Origin of the sequence: Clostridium saccharobutylicum DSM 13864 (assembly GCF_000473995.1) — a bacterium.
Taxonomy (GTDB): Bacteria; Bacillota; Clostridia; order Clostridiales; family Clostridiaceae; genus Clostridium; species Clostridium saccharobutylicum.
Genome location: NC_022571.1, coordinates 1875242 through 1894471 on the forward strand (window position 1 = coordinate 1875242; position 19230 = coordinate 1894471).

Annotated in this window: 8 protein-coding genes; all 8 read left to right on the plus strand. The window is 30.0% G+C overall.

Annotation, left to right across the window (positions count from 1 at the left end; translation table 11 throughout):
- Positions 1 to 75: 75 nt before the first annotated feature.
- The 8 genes from CLSA_RS08225 (at position 76) to CLSA_RS08260 (ending at position 19228) form a co-directional block, all read left to right on the plus strand.
- Positions 76 to 1422: a salicylate synthase gene (locus CLSA_RS08225; RefSeq protein WP_022745211.1), complete on the plus strand. Its 1347-nt coding sequence runs from the start codon at positions 76 to 78 to the stop codon at positions 1420 to 1422.
- A gap of 95 nt (positions 1423 to 1517) precedes the next feature.
- Positions 1518 to 1757, plus strand: coding sequence for a GHKL domain-containing protein (locus tag CLSA_RS08230; RefSeq protein ID WP_022745215.1), 240 nt, complete (start codon positions 1518 to 1520; stop codon positions 1755 to 1757).
- A 148-nt stretch (positions 1758 to 1905) separates the two neighbouring features.
- Complete coding sequence (locus tag CLSA_RS08235) at positions 1906 to 2646, plus strand: thioesterase II family protein (protein ID WP_022745218.1); 741 nt, start codon at positions 1906 to 1908, stop codon at positions 2644 to 2646.
- Positions 2647 to 2662: 16 nt separating this feature from the next.
- Positions 2663 to 3343 (plus strand): 4'-phosphopantetheinyl transferase family protein, encoded by a 681-nt coding sequence (locus tag CLSA_RS08240; RefSeq protein ID WP_022745222.1) that lies wholly within the window; start codon positions 2663 to 2665, stop codon positions 3341 to 3343.
- Between the two features lie 11 nt (positions 3344 to 3354).
- Positions 3355 to 4953: a (2,3-dihydroxybenzoyl)adenylate synthase gene (locus CLSA_RS08245; protein ID WP_022745225.1), complete on the plus strand. Its 1599-nt coding sequence runs from the start codon at positions 3355 to 3357 to the stop codon at positions 4951 to 4953.
- Positions 4954 to 4966: 13 nt separating this feature from the next.
- The gene (locus CLSA_RS08250; protein ID WP_022745227.1) at positions 4967 to 12631 is read left to right on the plus strand and encodes a non-ribosomal peptide synthetase; all 7665 of its coding nucleotides are present in this window, start codon (positions 4967 to 4969) and stop codon (positions 12629 to 12631) included.
- Positions 12632 to 12656: 25 nt separating this feature from the next.
- Positions 12657 to 18092 carry a non-ribosomal peptide synthetase gene (locus CLSA_RS08255; RefSeq protein WP_022745230.1) on the plus strand — a complete coding sequence of 1812 codons (5436 nt, stop codon included), beginning with the start codon at positions 12657 to 12659 and terminating at the stop codon, positions 18090 to 18092.
- Between the two features lie 56 nt (positions 18093 to 18148).
- Entirely contained in the window at positions 18149 to 19228 is a 1080-nt protein-coding gene (locus tag CLSA_RS08260; protein WP_022745233.1) for a Gfo/Idh/MocA family oxidoreductase, read from the plus strand.
- Positions 19229 to 19230: the final 2 nt, after the last annotated feature.

Sequence of the window (19230 nt, forward strand, 5' to 3'; positions counted from 1 at the left end):
TATTAAAAAATGTGTACATAGATATACATGATAATTATATTAAAAAGGATTAAATAGAGGAGGAGAGTGGAAATTATGAAATATAATGAATTTCAAATGAATATAGACTTAAAGGATAATTTTGATAAATATATACTTGCAACAAAAATTTGTAGTGAAAAGAAGAATGTAAATCATATGCTTTATGAATCTGATGATGTGATTTATGTAGGAATAGGGGAATATAGTAGCATTCAGGTAACAGAAGATACTATAGTATTAGAAACTCAATCATCAGTTAAACAGTGGGATATAAAAGATCTTAATATAGATTTAGAGATTGCATTTTCTGAAATCCAATTAGAAGAGTGGCGTGCATATGGTATTGCAAACTTTGGACTTGCCAAATTTAATTATGGCCTCCCATTAAATAATGAAAGTAATAAACTTTTGAAGCTATTTATTCCAGAGATAGAGTATCAAATCACCGATGAAAGTTTAAAAGTTCGTGCTTTACAGGAGAAAGAATTAAATGGTATATCTGAAAAGTTAAAATTACTTATTGAAGATATTGACAATGTAAAGAATACTATAGATATGAAAAATAAATTAGAGATACAAGAAATTTTCTCTTATGACCAAGAGTATTATAAGGATATAGTTTCTAAAGGTGTTGCGGAAATAAAAAATAAAACTTATAAGAAGGTTATTCTTTCTAGAAAAATTCCGATTAAAGAAAACTTGGATATGGAGTTAAGTTATTTAGTAGGACGAAGGGCAAATACTCCGGCTAGATCCTATATACTAAAGTTTGATGATTTACAGGCATTTGGTTTTAGTCCAGAAACAGTGGCAGAGATTGATAGAGAAAGAAATGTTTACACATTTCCTTTAGCAGGTACTCGAGCGTTTTTTGAAGACAGAGAAAAAAGTGATAAATTAAGACGTGAATTATTAGATGATACAAAAGAGATTGCTGAGCATGCAGTTTCAGTAAAATTAGCAGATGAAGAATTACAGCAGGTTTGCAAGATGGATACTGTAGTAGTTACAGAATTTATGTCTATCATGGAGAGAGGGACAGTGCAACATATTGGATCGAGACTTAGAGGAACCATAAAGGATGAATATAATTCTTGGTATGCATTTAATAAACTTTTCCCAGCAGTTACTGCTTCAGGAATTCCTAAAAAGGAATCTATAGATGCTATTGGCAGATTAGAAAAAGATGCAAGAGATTTATACAGTGGTAGTGTATTGATTTATGATTCTAATGGCGCCTTGGATGCTGCATTAGTATTGCGTACAATTTTTCAAAATTCAAAGGAAACTTGGATTCGAGCCGGAGCTGGTATTATAGAGATGTCGAAACCGAAACGAGAATTTGAAGAAACCTGTGAAAAATTGAGTAGTGTTTCTAAGCAGTTAATTAAGAAAGAATAGTAGTATATTTTAATACGTTGTTAGATAAGCAAAATTTGCTAAAGAATAAATAAGTCATTTCTTTAACATTTATGAAATAAGTTGGAAAAGATTACGTGATATTGGAAGTGAAAAATAATTTTGAATATGAACCGGTATTGGTAAAGAATGGTTTTATAATCAGTAAAAGGTGTAAGGAAAATCATGGCACAAGTATTCATATAGTTGAAAAGGTGGTACAGAAATTTAGTGGAAAATTAAAGATTGATATAGATTCAAATGAATTTGTGGCAAGTATTATATTTCAAGTATTAAGAAATGCCAAAACATATGGGAATAGATTTGAAGTATGGTAAGACGGTGATAGTATATACAAATGTTACTTGGAAGCAATACTTTTATTACGAAATCAACTGAATCTAATACAAAAGGACGCATTGACAAATAAATAACTGCAAGAATGACGTTAAACTATTGTGTGATAGAACAGGAGGGAATATATTCATGCAACACACAAAACAACTTATTAAAGGAACAGCTGGTATAAAAGCAAATGGCAAAATATTAGTCTGTTTTCCATTTGCTGGCGGAGGAGCATCTACATATAACGGGTGGAAAAGATCGCTTGATGAAGTTGCGAATGTATATTCGGTTCAGCTGCCAGGGCGGGAAGATAGGATTATGGAAGAACCATATAAGGACATGAGAAAACTGGTTGAAGATATTACAGAGGAGCTATGTCTGTGCAGTAATAATGCAATTTATTTGTTTGGTCATAGTATGGGAGCGAAAATTGCATATGAAGTTGCAAGAAGTATGGAAGCTAGTGGAAGGATGGTAAAAATGCTTATTGTATCAGGAAGCAGAGTACCGCATATTCTAGAATCTAATCCTATTTATAATTTGCCAGATGAACAATTTGCAAAAGCTATAGTACGCTTTGATGGAATACCTAAAGAGATTCTTGATAATAAGGAATTATTGAAATTCTTCTTGCCTATGTTAAAAGCAGATTTTACCATGGATGAAAAATATCATACAACTGAAGTTGTTAAGCTGTCATGCCCAATTACTGCTTTTGGAGGGATTTCAGATAAAGAAGCAGATGAAGAAGCAATGAATAAATGGCAGGAGTATACAAAGTCACATTTTAAAATTTTTATGTTTGAGGGAAAGCATTTTTTTATAAGAGATAAAGAAGCAGAAATTCTTAATATAATTTTACATCAAATAAAAAGTTTTTAAAATGAGGGGAAATAGAATGAAATTGAAATTTTTTACGAATAAGGATTTATTTCAGTTATCTCAAATACAATTACAAGAACAAGAAAATCATGTATGGATAATTTGCTGGAAAGATATTGCTTATTGGATTAACAGTAACAAAAATGTTCTTAATGAGAAAGAACTTAAGAAGGCAGAAAAATTTTATTTTTTACAAGATAAAATGCGATATATGACGGGAAGGATTTTAACAAAAAATTTATCAGCACATTATTTACTTCTAGAGAATAAAGGAATACATATTAAATACAATTCACATGGCAAGCCTCTTATAGTAAGTGATAAAAAGAAAATATATTATAATATATCTCATTCTGGAGATTATGTTCTATTGGCTTTCACTTATGATGGAGAAATAGGCATTGATGTAGAAGAAGAAAAATGGATTCATGAATATAAAGAACTTTCAAGGGAATTTCATAAAGAAGAATATGAGCATATATATAAAACTAATGATATTCATATTTTTTATAAGTTCTGGACAGCTAAAGAAGCATATGTAAAAGCTGTAGGACAAGGCTTGCAGATCAAGTTAAATAGTTTTTGTATTAGAGATGATGGAATTTATAAAGATGATAGTAAATTAGATTGTTATAATATATTTATTTTTAGAGTAGCTTATTTATATACAGCTGCACTTGTTGTAAGTAATAGATAAGGAGGAAGGGTATGAATTATAAAAAAAGATATATCAAAGATTTATCTAGTTATGAAAATTTAGAAGGATGGGAAAAGAAAACATTAGGTGAACATTTAAAAGAATGGGCTGAAAGTTATGGCGATAAAACTGCAATTATTGTTGGTGAAGAAGAAGTTACTTATGCTGAACTTCATCAAAAATCTTCTGAAATGGCATATGGATTTTTAGATTTAGGAATTCAAAAGGGAGATACTGTAGTAGTTCAAATTCCAAATAGTATTTCATTTGTTACAACATTATTTGCTTTGGCAAAAATAGGAGCTATTCCAATTTTAGTTTTACCGGCATATAGAGAAGCAGAGCTAACAAACATTATAAAACTGGCAGAACCATCTGCATATATTGTTGCAGATAAATATCTTGGATATGATTATATTCCAATGGCAGAAATGTTAAAGAATAACTATAGCTGTTTAAAGCATGTAATTGTTGATGGAAAAGCAGCAGGAAATTTAAAAATAGAAGATGTTAAGGCGATAGAAAGAGAACTTCCAAAAGTAGATGCATATAGCACTGCTATTCTTCTTCTTAGTGGGGGCACAACAGGAATTCCTAAATTAATTCCAAGAACCCATGCTGATTATATATATAATGCACGTATGTGCGCAGAAAGATGTAATCTAAATGAAGAAAGTGTTTATTTAGCATCACTTCCAGTTATGCATAATTTTGCATTGAGTTGCCCAGGATTACTAGGAACTTTAGATAAAGGAGCAACTGCAGTACTTTGTAAAAATACAAGTCCAGATGAGATTCTTAAATCAATTACAGAGAAAAAAGTTACTATTACAGGGTTAGTACCAGTTATGACTTCTGTATGTATGGAAATGTTGAATTTTGATGATGAATATGATATTTCAAGTTTGAAAATTTTACAAATTGGTGGAGCAATGCTAGAAGATACAATGGCAGATAAAATTATTAGAGAATGGCCATGTAAGTTGATGCAGGTATTTGGAACCGCAGAAGGATTAATATGTTTTACAAGTTTAGATGACCCCGATGAAATTATAGCTAGATGTCAGGGCAAACCAATATCTCCTGTAGATGAGATGAGAATTGTAGATGAAAATGATATTGATGTTGAAAACGGAGAATATGGAGAATTAATTTCTAGAGGACCTTATACAATAGATGGTTATTTTATGGCAGAAGAAGCAAACATTAAAAGTTTTACTAATGATGGATTTTATCGTACTGGTGATAGAGCAATGATAACCAAAGAAGGTAATCTGCGTATGGGAGGAAGACTTAAAGAACAGATTAATAGAGCAGGAGAAAAAATAATGCCTACAGAAATAGAAGCATATCTTTGTAGGCATGAAGATATCGGTGAAGTAGCAATAGTAGGAATCCCAGATGAAGAGCTTGGAAACAGAAGCTGTGCATTTATTATGACAGAAGAGGATAAAGATATAAATTTAAATGATATTCATAACTTTCTAAGAAAATTAGGAGTTGCCCAATATAAATATCCAGATCAGTTAGAAAATATAGAGAGCTGGCCTTTAACTAAAATAGGCAAAATTGATAAAAAAGCATTAGCTAAAATGATTATAGAAAGATAAATGGTTGATATTTATGGAATATATAGAACTTGAAGAAGAGATAAAGAAAAAATTAGCTATTCCACAAAACTTTAATGAGAATGAAAATCTTTTGAAATTGGGTTTAAATTCACTAAAAGTAATGAGATTAGTAAATCAGTGGAGAAGAAAAGGGATTCGAGTTTCTTATGGAGAGCTCATGGAAAATCCTACATTAAATAATTGGTGGAACATTATTGTAACAAAATCAGAAAAAGTAGAAACAATAAAAGAAGTACAACATCATTTGGAAATATTTAAACCATTTCCATTAACAGATGTTCAATATGCTTATAAAATAGGAAGATCGGATGCACAGGAACTTGGCGGAGTTGGTTGTCATGCATATTTAGAATTTTCAGGAGAAAATGTTGATCCTTTAATGTTGGAAAAAGCATGGAATATTCTTCAATATCATCATGCGATGCTTAGAGCAAGATTTTTAGAAGATGGTACACAAGAGATTATGGATAAACCATATGATGAACATATTGTAATTAAAGATTTACGAGAGAGTTTGAACTTTGAAAAGGAACTAATAGAAATAAGAGATTCATTATCTCATAGGAAATTGAAAGTAGAAGGAGGACAGGTTGCTGGACTTACACTTAGCCTGCTTCCAAATGGAAAAACAAGAATTCATTTTGATTTAGATTTATTAGTAGCAGATGTTCAGAGTTTGCAGATATTATTGAGAGATTTATCTTTAGCATATATGGGAAAGAGTCTTCCTAAGGAATCTAAAGATTGGAGCTTTGCAGGATATTTAGAAACACAAAGTAAAGAAGCCGAATATGAAAAAGAAAAATCAGAGAAGTATTGGAAAGATAGAGTTAAAAACTTACCATTTGGTCCAGAGATTCCAATAGCAAAAGAACCTGCGAAAATCGAAAACGTCAGATTTAATAGAAGAATTATTAAGATAAAAAAAGATGAATGGGATATTTTACAGCAAAAAGCTACGGAAAAACATGCGACACCTGCGATGCTTTTGCTTTCTGCTTACGCAATAGTTTTAGAGCGTTGGGCTAAAACAAAACATTTTTTAATTAATATTCCACTGTTTAATAGAAAAACAGAATATGAAGGATTAGAAGATGTGGTTGCTGATTTTACTACTTTGCTGTTATTAGAAGTGGATATGAGAAAAAAACAGACATTTCTAGAACTCTTAGATACAATTCAAAAACAAATACATAAGGATATGAAATACACAGCATATTCAGGAGTACAGGTTCAAAGAGACATTGCACAAGTATATGGTGAAAATCAAAACATAGCCCCTATTGTATTTGCATGCAATTTAGGAAATCAATTATTAACTAAAGATTTTAAGAATAATTTTGGTGAACTTTCCTATATGATTTCGCAAACACCAGGAGTATGCATGGATTTCCAAGTATACGAAGAAGAAAATGGATTAATGCTGACTTGGGATACAGTAGATGAACTTTTCAAAGAAGATATGATAGATGATATGTTTAATAGTTTTGAAGAATTCCTGCATAAGCTAAGTACAGAAAATTGGGATCAATATTTTGATGTCATGCCACAATATCAAAAAGAGTTTATATATAGACAAAAGGACATTATACCATTAAAAGAAGAAAAGTGCTTATATGAGGATTTTCTTAAAAATGTAAGAGAAGATCCATATAAGACTGCAATTATTGATACAGGTGAGAATATAGAATGTTCTTATGCAGAACTTGAAAAATATGCTTTATCTATTGCTGCATTTATTGCAAAGAATAATATAAGTAAAAAAGCAATTGCGATTTCACTCACAAGAGGATATAGACAGGCAGCAGCAGCTTTAGGAATATTATTATCTGGAAATTTATATGTTCCTGTCAGTTTAAATCAGCCAAAAGAAAGAAGAAAATTAATTCATGAACAAACAGAAATATATTATGCGATTACTGATGAAAATAATTTTGAGTCTGTTGAATGGCCACAAGATAGTGAAATTTTCAAATTTGAAGAACTTATAAAAGAAGAGGTATTATGTGAGATACCAAAGATATCGCCAGAAGATTCTGCGTATATCATCATGACATCTGGAACTACTGGCCTTCCTAAAGGTGCAGAAATATGCCATAGAGGAGCAAGTAATACAATTACAGATATAAACAAAAGATTTGATATTACTAAAGAAGATAAAGTGTTGGGCGTTTCATCTATGGATTTTGATTTATCTGTATATGATTTATTTGGAACATTAAGCAGTGGCGGAACTCTGATTATGATTCCAGAAGAAAAAAATAGAGATGCAAAGTTCTGGCTACAGCAGGTTATTAAATATGATATAACCATATGGAATTCAGTACCAGTACTATTAGATATGTTATTAATTCAAGCAGAAGCTGAGAATAAAAAGCTGCCATTAAGAAGAGTTATACTTTCAGGTGATTGGATAAGCATTGATCTTCCAGAACGCGTTGCAAGAGTAAGCGATAATTGTAGATTTATTGCTATGGGAGGAGCAACAGAAGCAAGTATATGGTCAAATTATATGGAGGTTAAACTTCCTATTCCTAAAAGTTGGACTTCCATTCCATATGGAAGGCCACTAGCACATCAGTCATATAGAATTGTGGACGAAGAGGGCATGGATGTACCATTTTTAGTTGAAGGAGAGCTTTTGATTGGGGGAGCAGGTGTAGGAACATACTGTGGTGATGATGAATTAGTTAAAAGGAAATTTATAAAGGATTCATATGGAATATGGTATAGAACTGGAGATAAAGGACGCTTTTGGAATGATGGAACAATAGAATTTCTTGGACGTGAGGACTTTCAAGTAAAAATACGTGGACACAGAATTGAATTAGGAGAAATAGAAGCAGCATTGAAATCTGTCAGTGGCATTAATAAAGCTGTAGTAGAATCTTCAGATGGAAGTATCGGAGATAAACATTTAATTGCGTATCTGCAGACAGAGAATAAAAAGGAAGCTCCTCTTTATTTAAAAGATGAGATTATGTTGCAGAAGATAAATAAAAAGTGGAATGAAATATCGGATTTAGATGCTCAGTTATACGATAAGAAAGAATTTGATAATGCTTTGAAATATGGTGAATGGAAGGCTTGTCAGGCTATGTTAGAGACTCTGCAGATATTGGGAAGTTTTAAATATGGAAAAGGATATTTAATTGATGAAATTATGGATAAGGGGAAAATTTCTAAGGTGCAAAAGAAAACTCTTAACTTGTGGTTAAAAGCTTTAGTTCAATATGGTTTCATCAATGAAAATAAAGGTAGATATTATATATCAGAAGGTGCAACTGAAATACATATAGAAATGAAGGAAGATTTAAAAAAAATAGATTTATATATTGATGGATTAAAACAACATCTTCCAGAATTGATGCAGGGAACAAAAAGTCCTTTGGAAGTTTATTATGCGCATAATGAAAAATTGTCACCTAATAATTTATTAAATCAACTTCCAGGAACAGAAGATATTGCTAATGTCTTAATTAATATGATAGAAAAGTTAATGGATAATTCACAAGAAAAGCTCAGAATATTGGAAGTAGGAACCAGAGATATAAAAATAACAAAAATGATTTTAGATGCATTAAAGGATAAGAATGCTGAGTATGTATATGCAGATTCTTCCGCATTTTTTGTAAATGAAGCAAAACAATTAGAAGCTGAATATCCGATTACAAAATTTCAAGTATTAGATTTAGAAAAAGAACAGTTTTGTTTAGAAGATGAAAATAAATATGATTGCATAATTGCAGTAAATTCAATTCATAGGATGAATAATTTAGATTATGTTCTGGACAATATAAAGAAATTATTGTCTTCTGATGGAGTATTTATAATACTTGAGCTAACAATAAAGACTTATTTACAAGGTATTACTGCATCTATTCTTGAGTCAGGGAAAGAAAGCGTAAGAAATTCTTTAATATTAAACTATGAACAGTGGAAAAATATTTTAGAAACCAAAGGATTTCTTAAAATTTCTGCATATCCAGAAAATTCAACGTTAAGTGGTAGAAATGTATTTATATCTATGTCAGAGGAATCCGCATATATTTTGAATAATGAATATATAACAGATTTGATAAAAGAAAAACTTCCAGAATATATGATTCCTAACGTATATCATTCTTTAGAAAAGATACCATTAAGCAAAAATGGAAAAATAAATAGAAAAGCGCTAAGAGTATTAAGTGCAAAAACTCAAGAGGTATCTATAAAAGAAGAACCTACTACAAAAAGTGAAAAAAAGCTTTGTGACATATGGAAGGAAATTTTTAAGTTAGATAAGATAGGAATTTTAGATAATTACTATTTACTTGCAGGAGATTCTTTAATTGCAACTAGAATGATCACTAAGATTAAGGAAAAATTTAAAGTAACATTTTCAATTAAAGATCTTATGACACTAAAGACTATTAAAGAACAGGCGAAACATATTGATGAACTTTTAGAAAATGATTCCAGAGTTGAAGAACAGGGACTTCCAACAATTATTCCAGATAAAGAACATGAAAATAAACCATTTACATTGACAGAAGTACAACAGGCTTATTGGATTGGTAGAAGTGGATTGTATGATTTAGGACAAGTTTCAACTCATTGCTATTTTGAATTAGATGGGGAAGATATTAATATTATAAAATTACAGTCTGCTTGGAATGACATGATTAAACAACATGGAATGATGCGTGTAATTATACTTGAAAATGGTCAGCAGCAAATATTAAAAAGTGTTCCTGAATATAAGATAAATACAATGGATTTATCAGAGTTAAAAGAAGAGTCTATTAAAAATGAATTAGAAAAAGTCCGTATGGAAATGTCTCATCAGGTAATTGCAACTGAAACATGGCCATTATTTGATGTAAAAGCAACTGTAATGAAAGATAGAAAAATCAGAATACATGTAAGTTTTGATAATTTAATTTTTGATGGATGGAGTATGTTTCATTTATTAGATGAATGGGCAAAGAGGTATCGTGGAGAAATTGGTCAAATACCTAAATTAGAACTTTCTTTCAGAGATTATGTTTTAGGGTTAGAAAAAATAAAAGATTTAGGTGCATATGATAAAGATAAAGGGTATTGGTTACGTAGAATTGATAATTTTTTATCAGCACCAGAATTACCTTTATATAAAAATGAAAGTGAAATTATTAAGCAGGAATTTACCAGAAGAACTGCTTATCTTAATAGAGAAGAGTGGCAGAGCTTAAAAAATTCAGCTAAGAAATATGGCATTACACCAGCTGTATTATTAATTACAGCTTATACAGAAACATTAAGAAGATGGAGCACTAATCCAGAGTTTACTCTTAATTTAACACAATTTGATAGAAAACCGATTCATTCACAAGTTAATGATTTGGTAGGAGATTTTACTACATTGACACTTTTAGAAGTTAAAAATAGTAAAGAAGAAAATTTTATAAAACGAGCAGAGGTAGTTCAAAATCAGCTTATGGAAGATTTGGAGCATACTTTTTATAGTGCCATAGAAGTTGAAAGAGAATTAAAAAGAAAAAATAGTAATACAACAGGTTCAATTATGCCAATAGTATTTACCAGTGGACTAGGTGTTGATCAGTGGGAAGAAGGTAAATGGGTAGGAAAATTAGTATATAATATTAGTCAGACACCACAGGTGTGGTTAGATCATCAGGTAGTAGAACGTGATGGTGGATTAGGGCTTTTCTGGGATAGTGTTGATGAATTATTCTATCCAGGAATGATTGATGAAATGTTTAAAGCATATACAAAACTTTTAAAAGACTTATCAGCTCATCAGGATAAATTTATAGAAAAATCGAGAAGTTTAATTAATGTTCCTATATCAGAAGCACGTAAAAATGCAAATAAAACAGAAAAGAATTTTGAAGACAAGTGTTTGGATGAATTATTCTTAGAAATGGAACATAAATTTCCAGAGAAGATAGCAGTTGTAAATAAAGAATTTAGATTAACTTATAGAGAAGTTAAAGAAAAGTCATTATATATATGCAGACAATTACAAGAAGCTAAGGTAGAAAGTGAAGAATTAACAGCTGTTCTAATGGAAAAAAGCTGGCATCAGATTATATCGGTTATGGGAATATTATTTGCAGGTGCAGCATATCTGCCATTAGATATTGAAAATCCAAGAGAGCGTTTGGAGAATATTTTAATTGATAGTAAAACAAAAAATGTTTTAGTAAAGAAAGAATTTTTAGAAAAAAATAAATGGTTAAAAAAATGGACATGTATTGTTGTAGATGGAGAAGGCTTGGAAAAAGATACTTCAATTATTGCTAAGAAAAATACAAATACTTTAGCATACACTATATATACTTCAGGAAGTACTGGTATGCCTAAAGGGGTTATGATATCACATAAAGGTGCTGTTAATACAATCCAAGATATTAATTCGAGATTTAATATAAATGAAAAAGATGTAGCAATTGCAGTATCTAATCTACATTTTGATCTTTCTGTATATGATGTTTTTGGAATGCTTGGAAGTGGCGCGAAATTAGTGATTCCAGATAGTGAGAAAGCCAAAGACCCTCAGTATTGGATAGAATTGATGAATAGAGAACACATTACTATATGGAACAGTGTACCTACTTTCGTTGAAATGCTTATAGAATATGAAGCTCATCAAAATAAACTAGTTAGAAAGGATCTTAGATTAATAATGATGAGTGGTGATTGGATAGCAATTTCACTTCCTAAGAAGATAAGGAATATTTTTGATGATATAAAACTTATTTCTATGGGAGGTGCAACAGAGGCAAGTATATGGTCAAATATATTTGAGATTCCTAAGAATATTCCATCAGAATGGAATAGTATTCCATATGGGAAGCCATTATGTAATCAAAAATATTATATATTAGATTCAGGTTTAGAAAATTGTCCAGATTATGTTCCGGGAATACTTTATATTAGTGGTGCAGGTCTAGCAGAAGGCTACTTAAATGATAAAGAAAAAACAGCGGATAAATTTATATATCATCCACAAATTGGAGAAAGATTATATTGTACAGGTGATATGGGACGATACTGCAATTATGGAAATATTGAATTTTTGGGAAGAATAGATAATCAAATAAAAATTAATGGATATAGAGTAGAATTAGGAGAAATTGAAAATGCAATAATTAAGGCAGCTGGCATTAGTAAGGTGGCAGTAATGCCAATATCTGATGCAGGAATGGTAAGTATAGCTGCTTTTATAGAGAATGAAAATGAAATAGATACTAAGTCATTTAAAGAGCAGTTAAGGATGTTGATCCCAGAATATGAAATCCCAAAGAATATTATTAAACTTGAAAAATTACCATTATCTAATAATGGCAAGATTGATAGGAAAGCATTAAATGAGATATGGCAGAAACAAAAGAAAGAGGAGATAGATGAAGAGATAGTATTACCTAGAACTGAAACAGAAAAAAATATTCTATCAGCTTTTGAAAAAGTATTATGCACTAATATAGGAATTGAAAAAGGATTTTTTACAAGTGGAGGCGATTCACTTAAAGGGATAAGATTAGTTAATTTACTAAAAGAAGAATTGAATTATGAAGTTTCATTAAGAGAAGTATACAAATATTCAACAGTTGAAAAATTAGCAGAATTTATAGATGAAAAACAGGAAGATTTTGAGGAAGGTACCTTATAAATAAGGCTATATATAAGGAGAAGTTATGGATATAATTGAAATTATCGAAGAATGTATAAAAAGAGGAATACAATTATGGACAGAAGATGGAAGATTACATTTTAAAAGTCCAGCAGGTGCATTAGACAAACAGTTAAAAGAAAATTTAAAAGAATTAAAACCAGAAATCATTAATTATTTAGAAGAACAGAAAAAAAATAAAATACAGAGTATGGAAGAGGAAAAATATGATGATTTTCCAATAACTGATATTCAGTCAGCATATTTAGTAGGACGAAATAAAGCTTATTTATATGGTGGAATTGGATGTAAAATATATTCAGAATTTATGACTAAATTTACAGATCGTGATAGATTTTTAGAAGCTGTAAATAAACTTATAGAACGTCATGAAATGTTACGAATTCATATAAGTAAAGAAGGAAATCAGAGTTATTTAAAACAGTTAATAGAAAAGCCTGTATGTGTTTATGATTTATCTGATGAATCTAAGGAGGAAAAAGATAATATAACAACAGAGATTAGAAATAAGTTTAAATTTAAACAATATGATACACAAAAGGATGTTTTATTTGATATTGGTTTATGTATATTAAATGATACTGAAGGAATGTTATATTTATCATTAGATATGCTTATTGGGGATTTTGTAAGCATAGATATAATTGTAAAAGATTTGGAAAAGTTATATAAAGGAGAAAAATTAACACCTTTAACTATAACTTTTAGAGATTTTATAATGTACAAAAATAAAGAAAAGAAAACTATTGAATTTCGCAGTATGTATGAAAATGATAAAAATTACTGGTTAAATAGAATAGATACAATGCTAGCAGAGCCAGAGCTGCCAAAGAATGAACAGCAAGAAATTATTGAAAGAGGAAAATTTTATCATAAAGAATATCTTATATATAATGAAGAATGGCAGAAAATCGAAACATTATCCAGAAAATATGGTGTTACACCAACTTCAGTTATATTAGCAACTTATTCTTCAGTAATTTCAAGATGGTCAAAAAATAAAGATTTTCTAATTAATATTACAACACTTAACCGTCCAGCTATTCATAATCAGATAAATGATATTATTGGAGATTTTACAACTACTACATTGTTTGAAGCAAAAAATTCTAAAGTTTTATCATTTATTGATCAAGTTAAAACTGTACAAGAACAACTATTTGAAGATTTAGAACATAATTTATTTAATGGTGTAAGTGTACTTAGAGAATTAAATAGAAAGAATAAAGGAAGCATTGCTCCATATGTATTTACAAGTACTATTGGAGCAGATTTAGAAGAATCATCTTTAAGCAAAGTTAAGCTGTTATATAAAATAAGTCAGACACCACAAGTTCTTATTGACTGTCAGATAAGCAGACAAATTGAAGGTGTGATGATTAACTGGGATATTAGGGAAGGTGTATTTTTAAATGAAGTTATTGATGATATGTTTGGAGTATTTAAAAATACATTAACTAATTGCTTAAAAGATGATACAAACTGGGAGAAGGAGATAAATTTAAATCTGCCAGAAAGAACACAACTAACACGTAAAAAAGTAAATGCAACAGAAAAAGATTATCCAAAGGAAAATTTACTTTCAGGAATATATAACTCTTTTAGAATTTATCCAAAGAAGAGTGCAGTTATATTTGATGGACGTAGTTATTCTTATGAAGAAGTACAAGCATATGCTGCTCTTATTCAAGCCGAATTAGAAAAGAATAGACTTAAGCCAGGAGATAGAGTAGGAATTTTACTTGAAAAAGGCATATGGCAGATAGCAGCTGTTATTGCAGTATTATCAATGGGGGGAGTATATATACCAATAGATATTGAGCAGCCATGGAGCAGACAGGAAAAGATAATTGATCAAGCAGGCATAAAAATAAATATTGTTAAAGAAGAGATAAATGCTAAAAATACAAATAATATTTTAATTTCAAAAGAAGAGCCTATATCTTCTACTAGAGAATTTAAATATAAAGAAATAGATACAGAGATGTCGGCATATGTTATTTTTACATCAGGAAGTACTGGGACACCTAAGGGAGTAGAAATGTCACATGTAGCTGCAATGAATACTATAACTGATATGTGTGAGAAATTTAAAATCACATCTAATGATACTTTTTTAGGTCTTTCTAATTTATATTTTGATTTATCCGTATTTGATGTATTTGCAGCTCTATCTGTAGGAGCTACATTAGTAGTACCATTAGAAATTAGAAAAAAAGAAGTTTCTTACTGGGCAGCATTATGTCATGAAAATAATGTTACTATATTAAATATGGTTCCAGCTCAAATGGAGATGTACAATGCGTATATTGAAGCTAATGATAAAAATTTAGATAATGCTTTACGTTTAGTGCTATTGTCTGGAGATTGGATATCATTAAATTTAATAAAAAAAATACATTCAAGATTTTTAAATACACAGTGCATAGCTCTTGGTGGAGCAACAGAAGCTGGAATATGGTCTATATATTATGAAACAGAAAAATTAAAATCAACAGATAAAAATGTGCCATATGGAATACCATTATCTAATCAGAAATTTTATATCTTAGATGAGAATGATAATTGTTGTCCTGATTATGTTATAGGTGAAATATGCATTGGTGGAGATAGCCTTGCAAAAGGTTACTTAAATGATGAGATTTTAACTAAACAAAAATTTGAATTTGTATTGTCAGCAGGTGAAAGAATATATAGAACTGGAGATTTAGGAAGATATAGAGCTGATGGGGTCATAGAGTTTATAGGAAGAAAAGATACTCAGGTTAAGATCAATGGATATAGAGTTGAATTAGGTGAAGTGGAAAATGCCTTAAAGAAACACATAAAAATTGAAAATGCTGTTGTCTTAAAAGAAAGTGATACAAATCTTGTTGGATATGTAAAAACAGTAGAAAATACTGATGTAGCAGGTAAATTAGAAGAAAGAACTATTGATGAAAGTAAAGAACTAGACATTGATTTTTCACAAGGCGATCTTAAAGAATGGATAGAAGAAGCAGATAAGACATCATTAAGTTATATTATAAAAACTTTATTACAAGCAGGAATTTTTAAAGATACTAGGCATAGATATTCTTTTGGCGAGATTGGCAGAGCTTTAGATATTAAACCTAAGTATACTCAATTATTACATCGATGGTTAAATGCATTAATTAAGAATGGGTTTATAAAAAGTGATGGAAACTTATATTACACTGAAAAATTTTATTCAGTAGATATAGCAGAAGTACAAGAAGAAAAGTGGAGAAGAGTTGACAGAAAGATTCATTATAGTGATGTTATGATGAAATATATGCATGATTCTGCTTCTCTTTTAAAAGAAATTTTATGTGGAGAGATACATCCACATAACTTATTATTTCCAAAAGGAAAATTGGATATAGCATATGCTATATATAAAGATAATGTTGTTAACAGCAGTATAAATAAAGCTATTCAAATAGAAATTATAAATCAAATAAAGAATGTTCAAAAGAAAAAAGATAAGATAAGAATATTAGAAGTTGGAGCCGGAGTTGGAGGAGTAAGCCTAGAACTTATAAAGAACCTTAAAGAATATGATGTAGAATATTATTTTACTGATGTGTCTAACTTCTTCTTTAATGAAGCTATAGAAAATTTAAAAGATTATCCTTGGGTAGTATATAAGCTATATGATATTAATAAAGCAAATTGGGAACAAGGATTTGAAAATGAAGAATTTGATGTTATATTATGCGCAAATGTATTACATAATGCCTCTGAATTAGGAAGAACTTTAAAAAATTTAAAAGATATGCTCTATATAGATGGAGAAATTCTTATTATAGAAGAAGTAAACGAAAGATATGCATTATTAACATCCGTGGAATTTGAATTTGCAGAAGCAGCACAAACATATGAAGATGGAAGAGATAGTTTAAACACAATATTTATTCCACATGAAGAATGGAAAAATAAAGTTAATGAATTAAATGGAGATATAGTATTAACTTATCCACGAAGGAATGATAAATTATGTCCTTCTGGACAAGAATTAATGGTAGTAAAGTTTAATGAAGGACGTAAATTAAAAGATGAGAATATACAAGAGTATTTAAAAAATCAATTACCAGAATATATGGTTCCGGGAAAGATAATATTCTTAAATGAGTTCCCAATGACAAATAACGGAAAAATAGATAGAAGGATTCTAAAGAATTCATTATCTTACTATGATGATCAAGTTGAGGAAAATACAGTTCATGAAGAATTAGATAGTCTGGAATTACAGATTAAAAATATATGGTGTGAAGTTATCGGCTGTAAAAACATTAGAAAAGATGATGATTTCTATGCTGTAGGTGGGGATTCGTTATTAGTATCTCAAGTTACCAGCAAAATGCTACAGAAAATAAAGGAAGCAGAAGGATGGGAATGGGATAGACTGATGGTTGAGCTAATGAAAAATGGTACTATTAGTGGAATTGCTTCATCTTTAAGAAATAATAAAGACAAAAAAACTGAGTCTGTTCAAACAAATTCTAATGTATCACCTTTGGTTAAATTTAAGGAAGCAGAAGGAATACCAGAAGTTACAAGAGTATTATTCCATGCTGGAACAGGTACTTTGAGTTCATATAAGGAATTACTTCCTTATTTAGCACAACAGTGCACTGAGAATGAAGCCTTACTAGGATTTAATTTTGGTAATGCTGAAGATTACCTTAAGAGATCTATTGATACTTTGCTTATAGATTCTGCAAAATCATATGCAGATATTCTTATGGAGCAGGAAAGTCAGAAATTTGAGCTTATAGGATACTGTGTAGGAGGATGGATTGCTCTGGAAACAGCTACTATATTGGTGGAAAAAGGAATTGACGTAAGTAAAGTTACAATTATAAGTTCTAGCTTATGCGGTCATAATTTTGATAATGATCTGCTTCTTGAAAGAGCATTTGGAATATCTATTGGTGCGGATGTAAAACGTGCAGGATATGGAGGAAGTAATAAAGATATTCAGGAAGTACTAAGTGTAATAAAAGCAAATCATGAAGAGAGAGGAATTACAACTGAACAATTATGTAATTTATCAGGAGAATATAAAGAAATAGGAGTAGGATTTGAGACGTTGAGTAAGATGAAACAGCGTGATAGATTAAAGTGCATTTATGAAACATTGTCTAATAGCGAAGATAATGGTGGCAATATAGAGATGTTTGAATTATTATATCAATTATTCAGCCATAGCTTTAGAGGAGTTATGCGTTATAAACCATCAGGATATGTAGGAGATGTTCATGCTCTTTTTGTTGAAGATGATACAAAACATTTCTTCCCAGTTAAAAATATTAGTAATAAAGACTTATGGAATGGTATTGTTCTTGGAGATCTGAAAATAGATTATATTCCAGGGGATCATGGGGACTGCTTAAAGGAACCTAATGTTAAAAGTGTAGCAGAATTAATTAAATGATAAATGTTTTTTTCATGAACGGTTGCAAATAATATATCTGTTTAGAAGGAGAAATTATGGATAAAAGTAAAAAAAGCATAAAAATAATTGTTTGTGGAACAAATTTCGGAAGAATGTATTTAGAAGGAGTAAATATACTTGGAGAAAGCGGGAAATTAGTAGGAGTACTATCTGGAGGAAGCAGTCAGTCACAAGCATGTGCTAATGAAAATGATGTACCTCTTTATACAAGCGTTGATGAGCTGGATAAAAGTATGGTAGATATAGTCTGTATTGCCGTTAAATCTTCAGTTACAGGAGGGAAGGGGACAGATATTGCACTTAAATGTTTAGAAAAGGGAATAAGTGTATTTCAAGAGCAGCCTGTACATTATGATGATGTATGGAAGTGCTATAAAACGGCTATCAAAAATGATTGTCATTATGCAGTTAATGGATTCTATTCAAATGTTAATGCAGGAAAAACATTTATAGAGTACGGCAGAAAACTTCTTAAAAAGAGTAAAGCTATATTTATAGATGCGTCAAGCAGTGTACAGGTTTCATATCCACTAGTAGATTTATTAGGCAAACTTTTAGGTGGTGTTTCACCATATGAAATTAGGAAGATAAGTGAAAAAAATGATGTGATGACAGTTCTTGAAGGAAAAGTTTGTAATATACCTTTAATAATAAAAGGTGAAAATAGAATGGTTGTAGAAGATCCTGATAATTATGCTTTGTTGTTTCATAAAATTACATTATATACTGAAAGTGGTCAATTAATATTAGACAATTCTATTGGTATGGTGTTATGGGAACCAAGATATTATGTTTCTCATACTGAAGATGGAAGATTAGATTTTTATGGAGATAATCAATATTCTAAGATGCCAGTTACTGAGATACTTAATGAAGAAGATTTAAATAATGTCTATAAAGACATATATGAAAAAACATGGCCAGTGGGTATCGCTAATGCTTTAAAAGATTTCATATCAACAATGGATGAACCATTAAACAAAAAGAATATGCAGTATAATCTTAATATATGCAAATTCTGGAATGAAATTGGTAATGCTTTAGGTACTATTCAAATTATTGAAAAACCAGAAATAGTTTTCTTAAAAGCAGAAGACATTAAGAAAGGAATTTAATT

What these genes read in the sequence shown, in the direction of transcription:
- CLSA_RS08225 (WP_022745211.1), top strand. Translation starts at nt 76, where the DNA reads ATGAAATATAATGAATTTCAAATGAATATAGACTTAAAGGATAATTTT.
- CLSA_RS08235 (WP_022745218.1), top strand. Translation starts at nt 1,906, where the DNA reads ATGCAACACACAAAACAACTTATTAAAGGAACAGCTGGTATAAAAGCA.
- CLSA_RS08240 (WP_022745222.1), top strand. Translation starts at nt 2,663, where the DNA reads ATGAAATTGAAATTTTTTACGAATAAGGATTTATTTCAGTTATCTCAA.
- CLSA_RS08245 (WP_022745225.1), top strand. Translation starts at nt 3,355, where the DNA reads ATGAATTATAAAAAAAGATATATCAAAGATTTATCTAGTTATGAAAAT.
- CLSA_RS08250 (WP_022745227.1), top strand. Translation starts at nt 4,967, where the DNA reads ATGGAATATATAGAACTTGAAGAAGAGATAAAGAAAAAATTAGCTATT.
- CLSA_RS08255 (WP_022745230.1), top strand. Translation starts at nt 12,657, where the DNA reads ATGGATATAATTGAAATTATCGAAGAATGTATAAAAAGAGGAATACAA.
- CLSA_RS08260 (WP_022745233.1), top strand. Translation starts at nt 18,149, where the DNA reads ATGGATAAAAGTAAAAAAAGCATAAAAATAATTGTTTGTGGAACAAAT.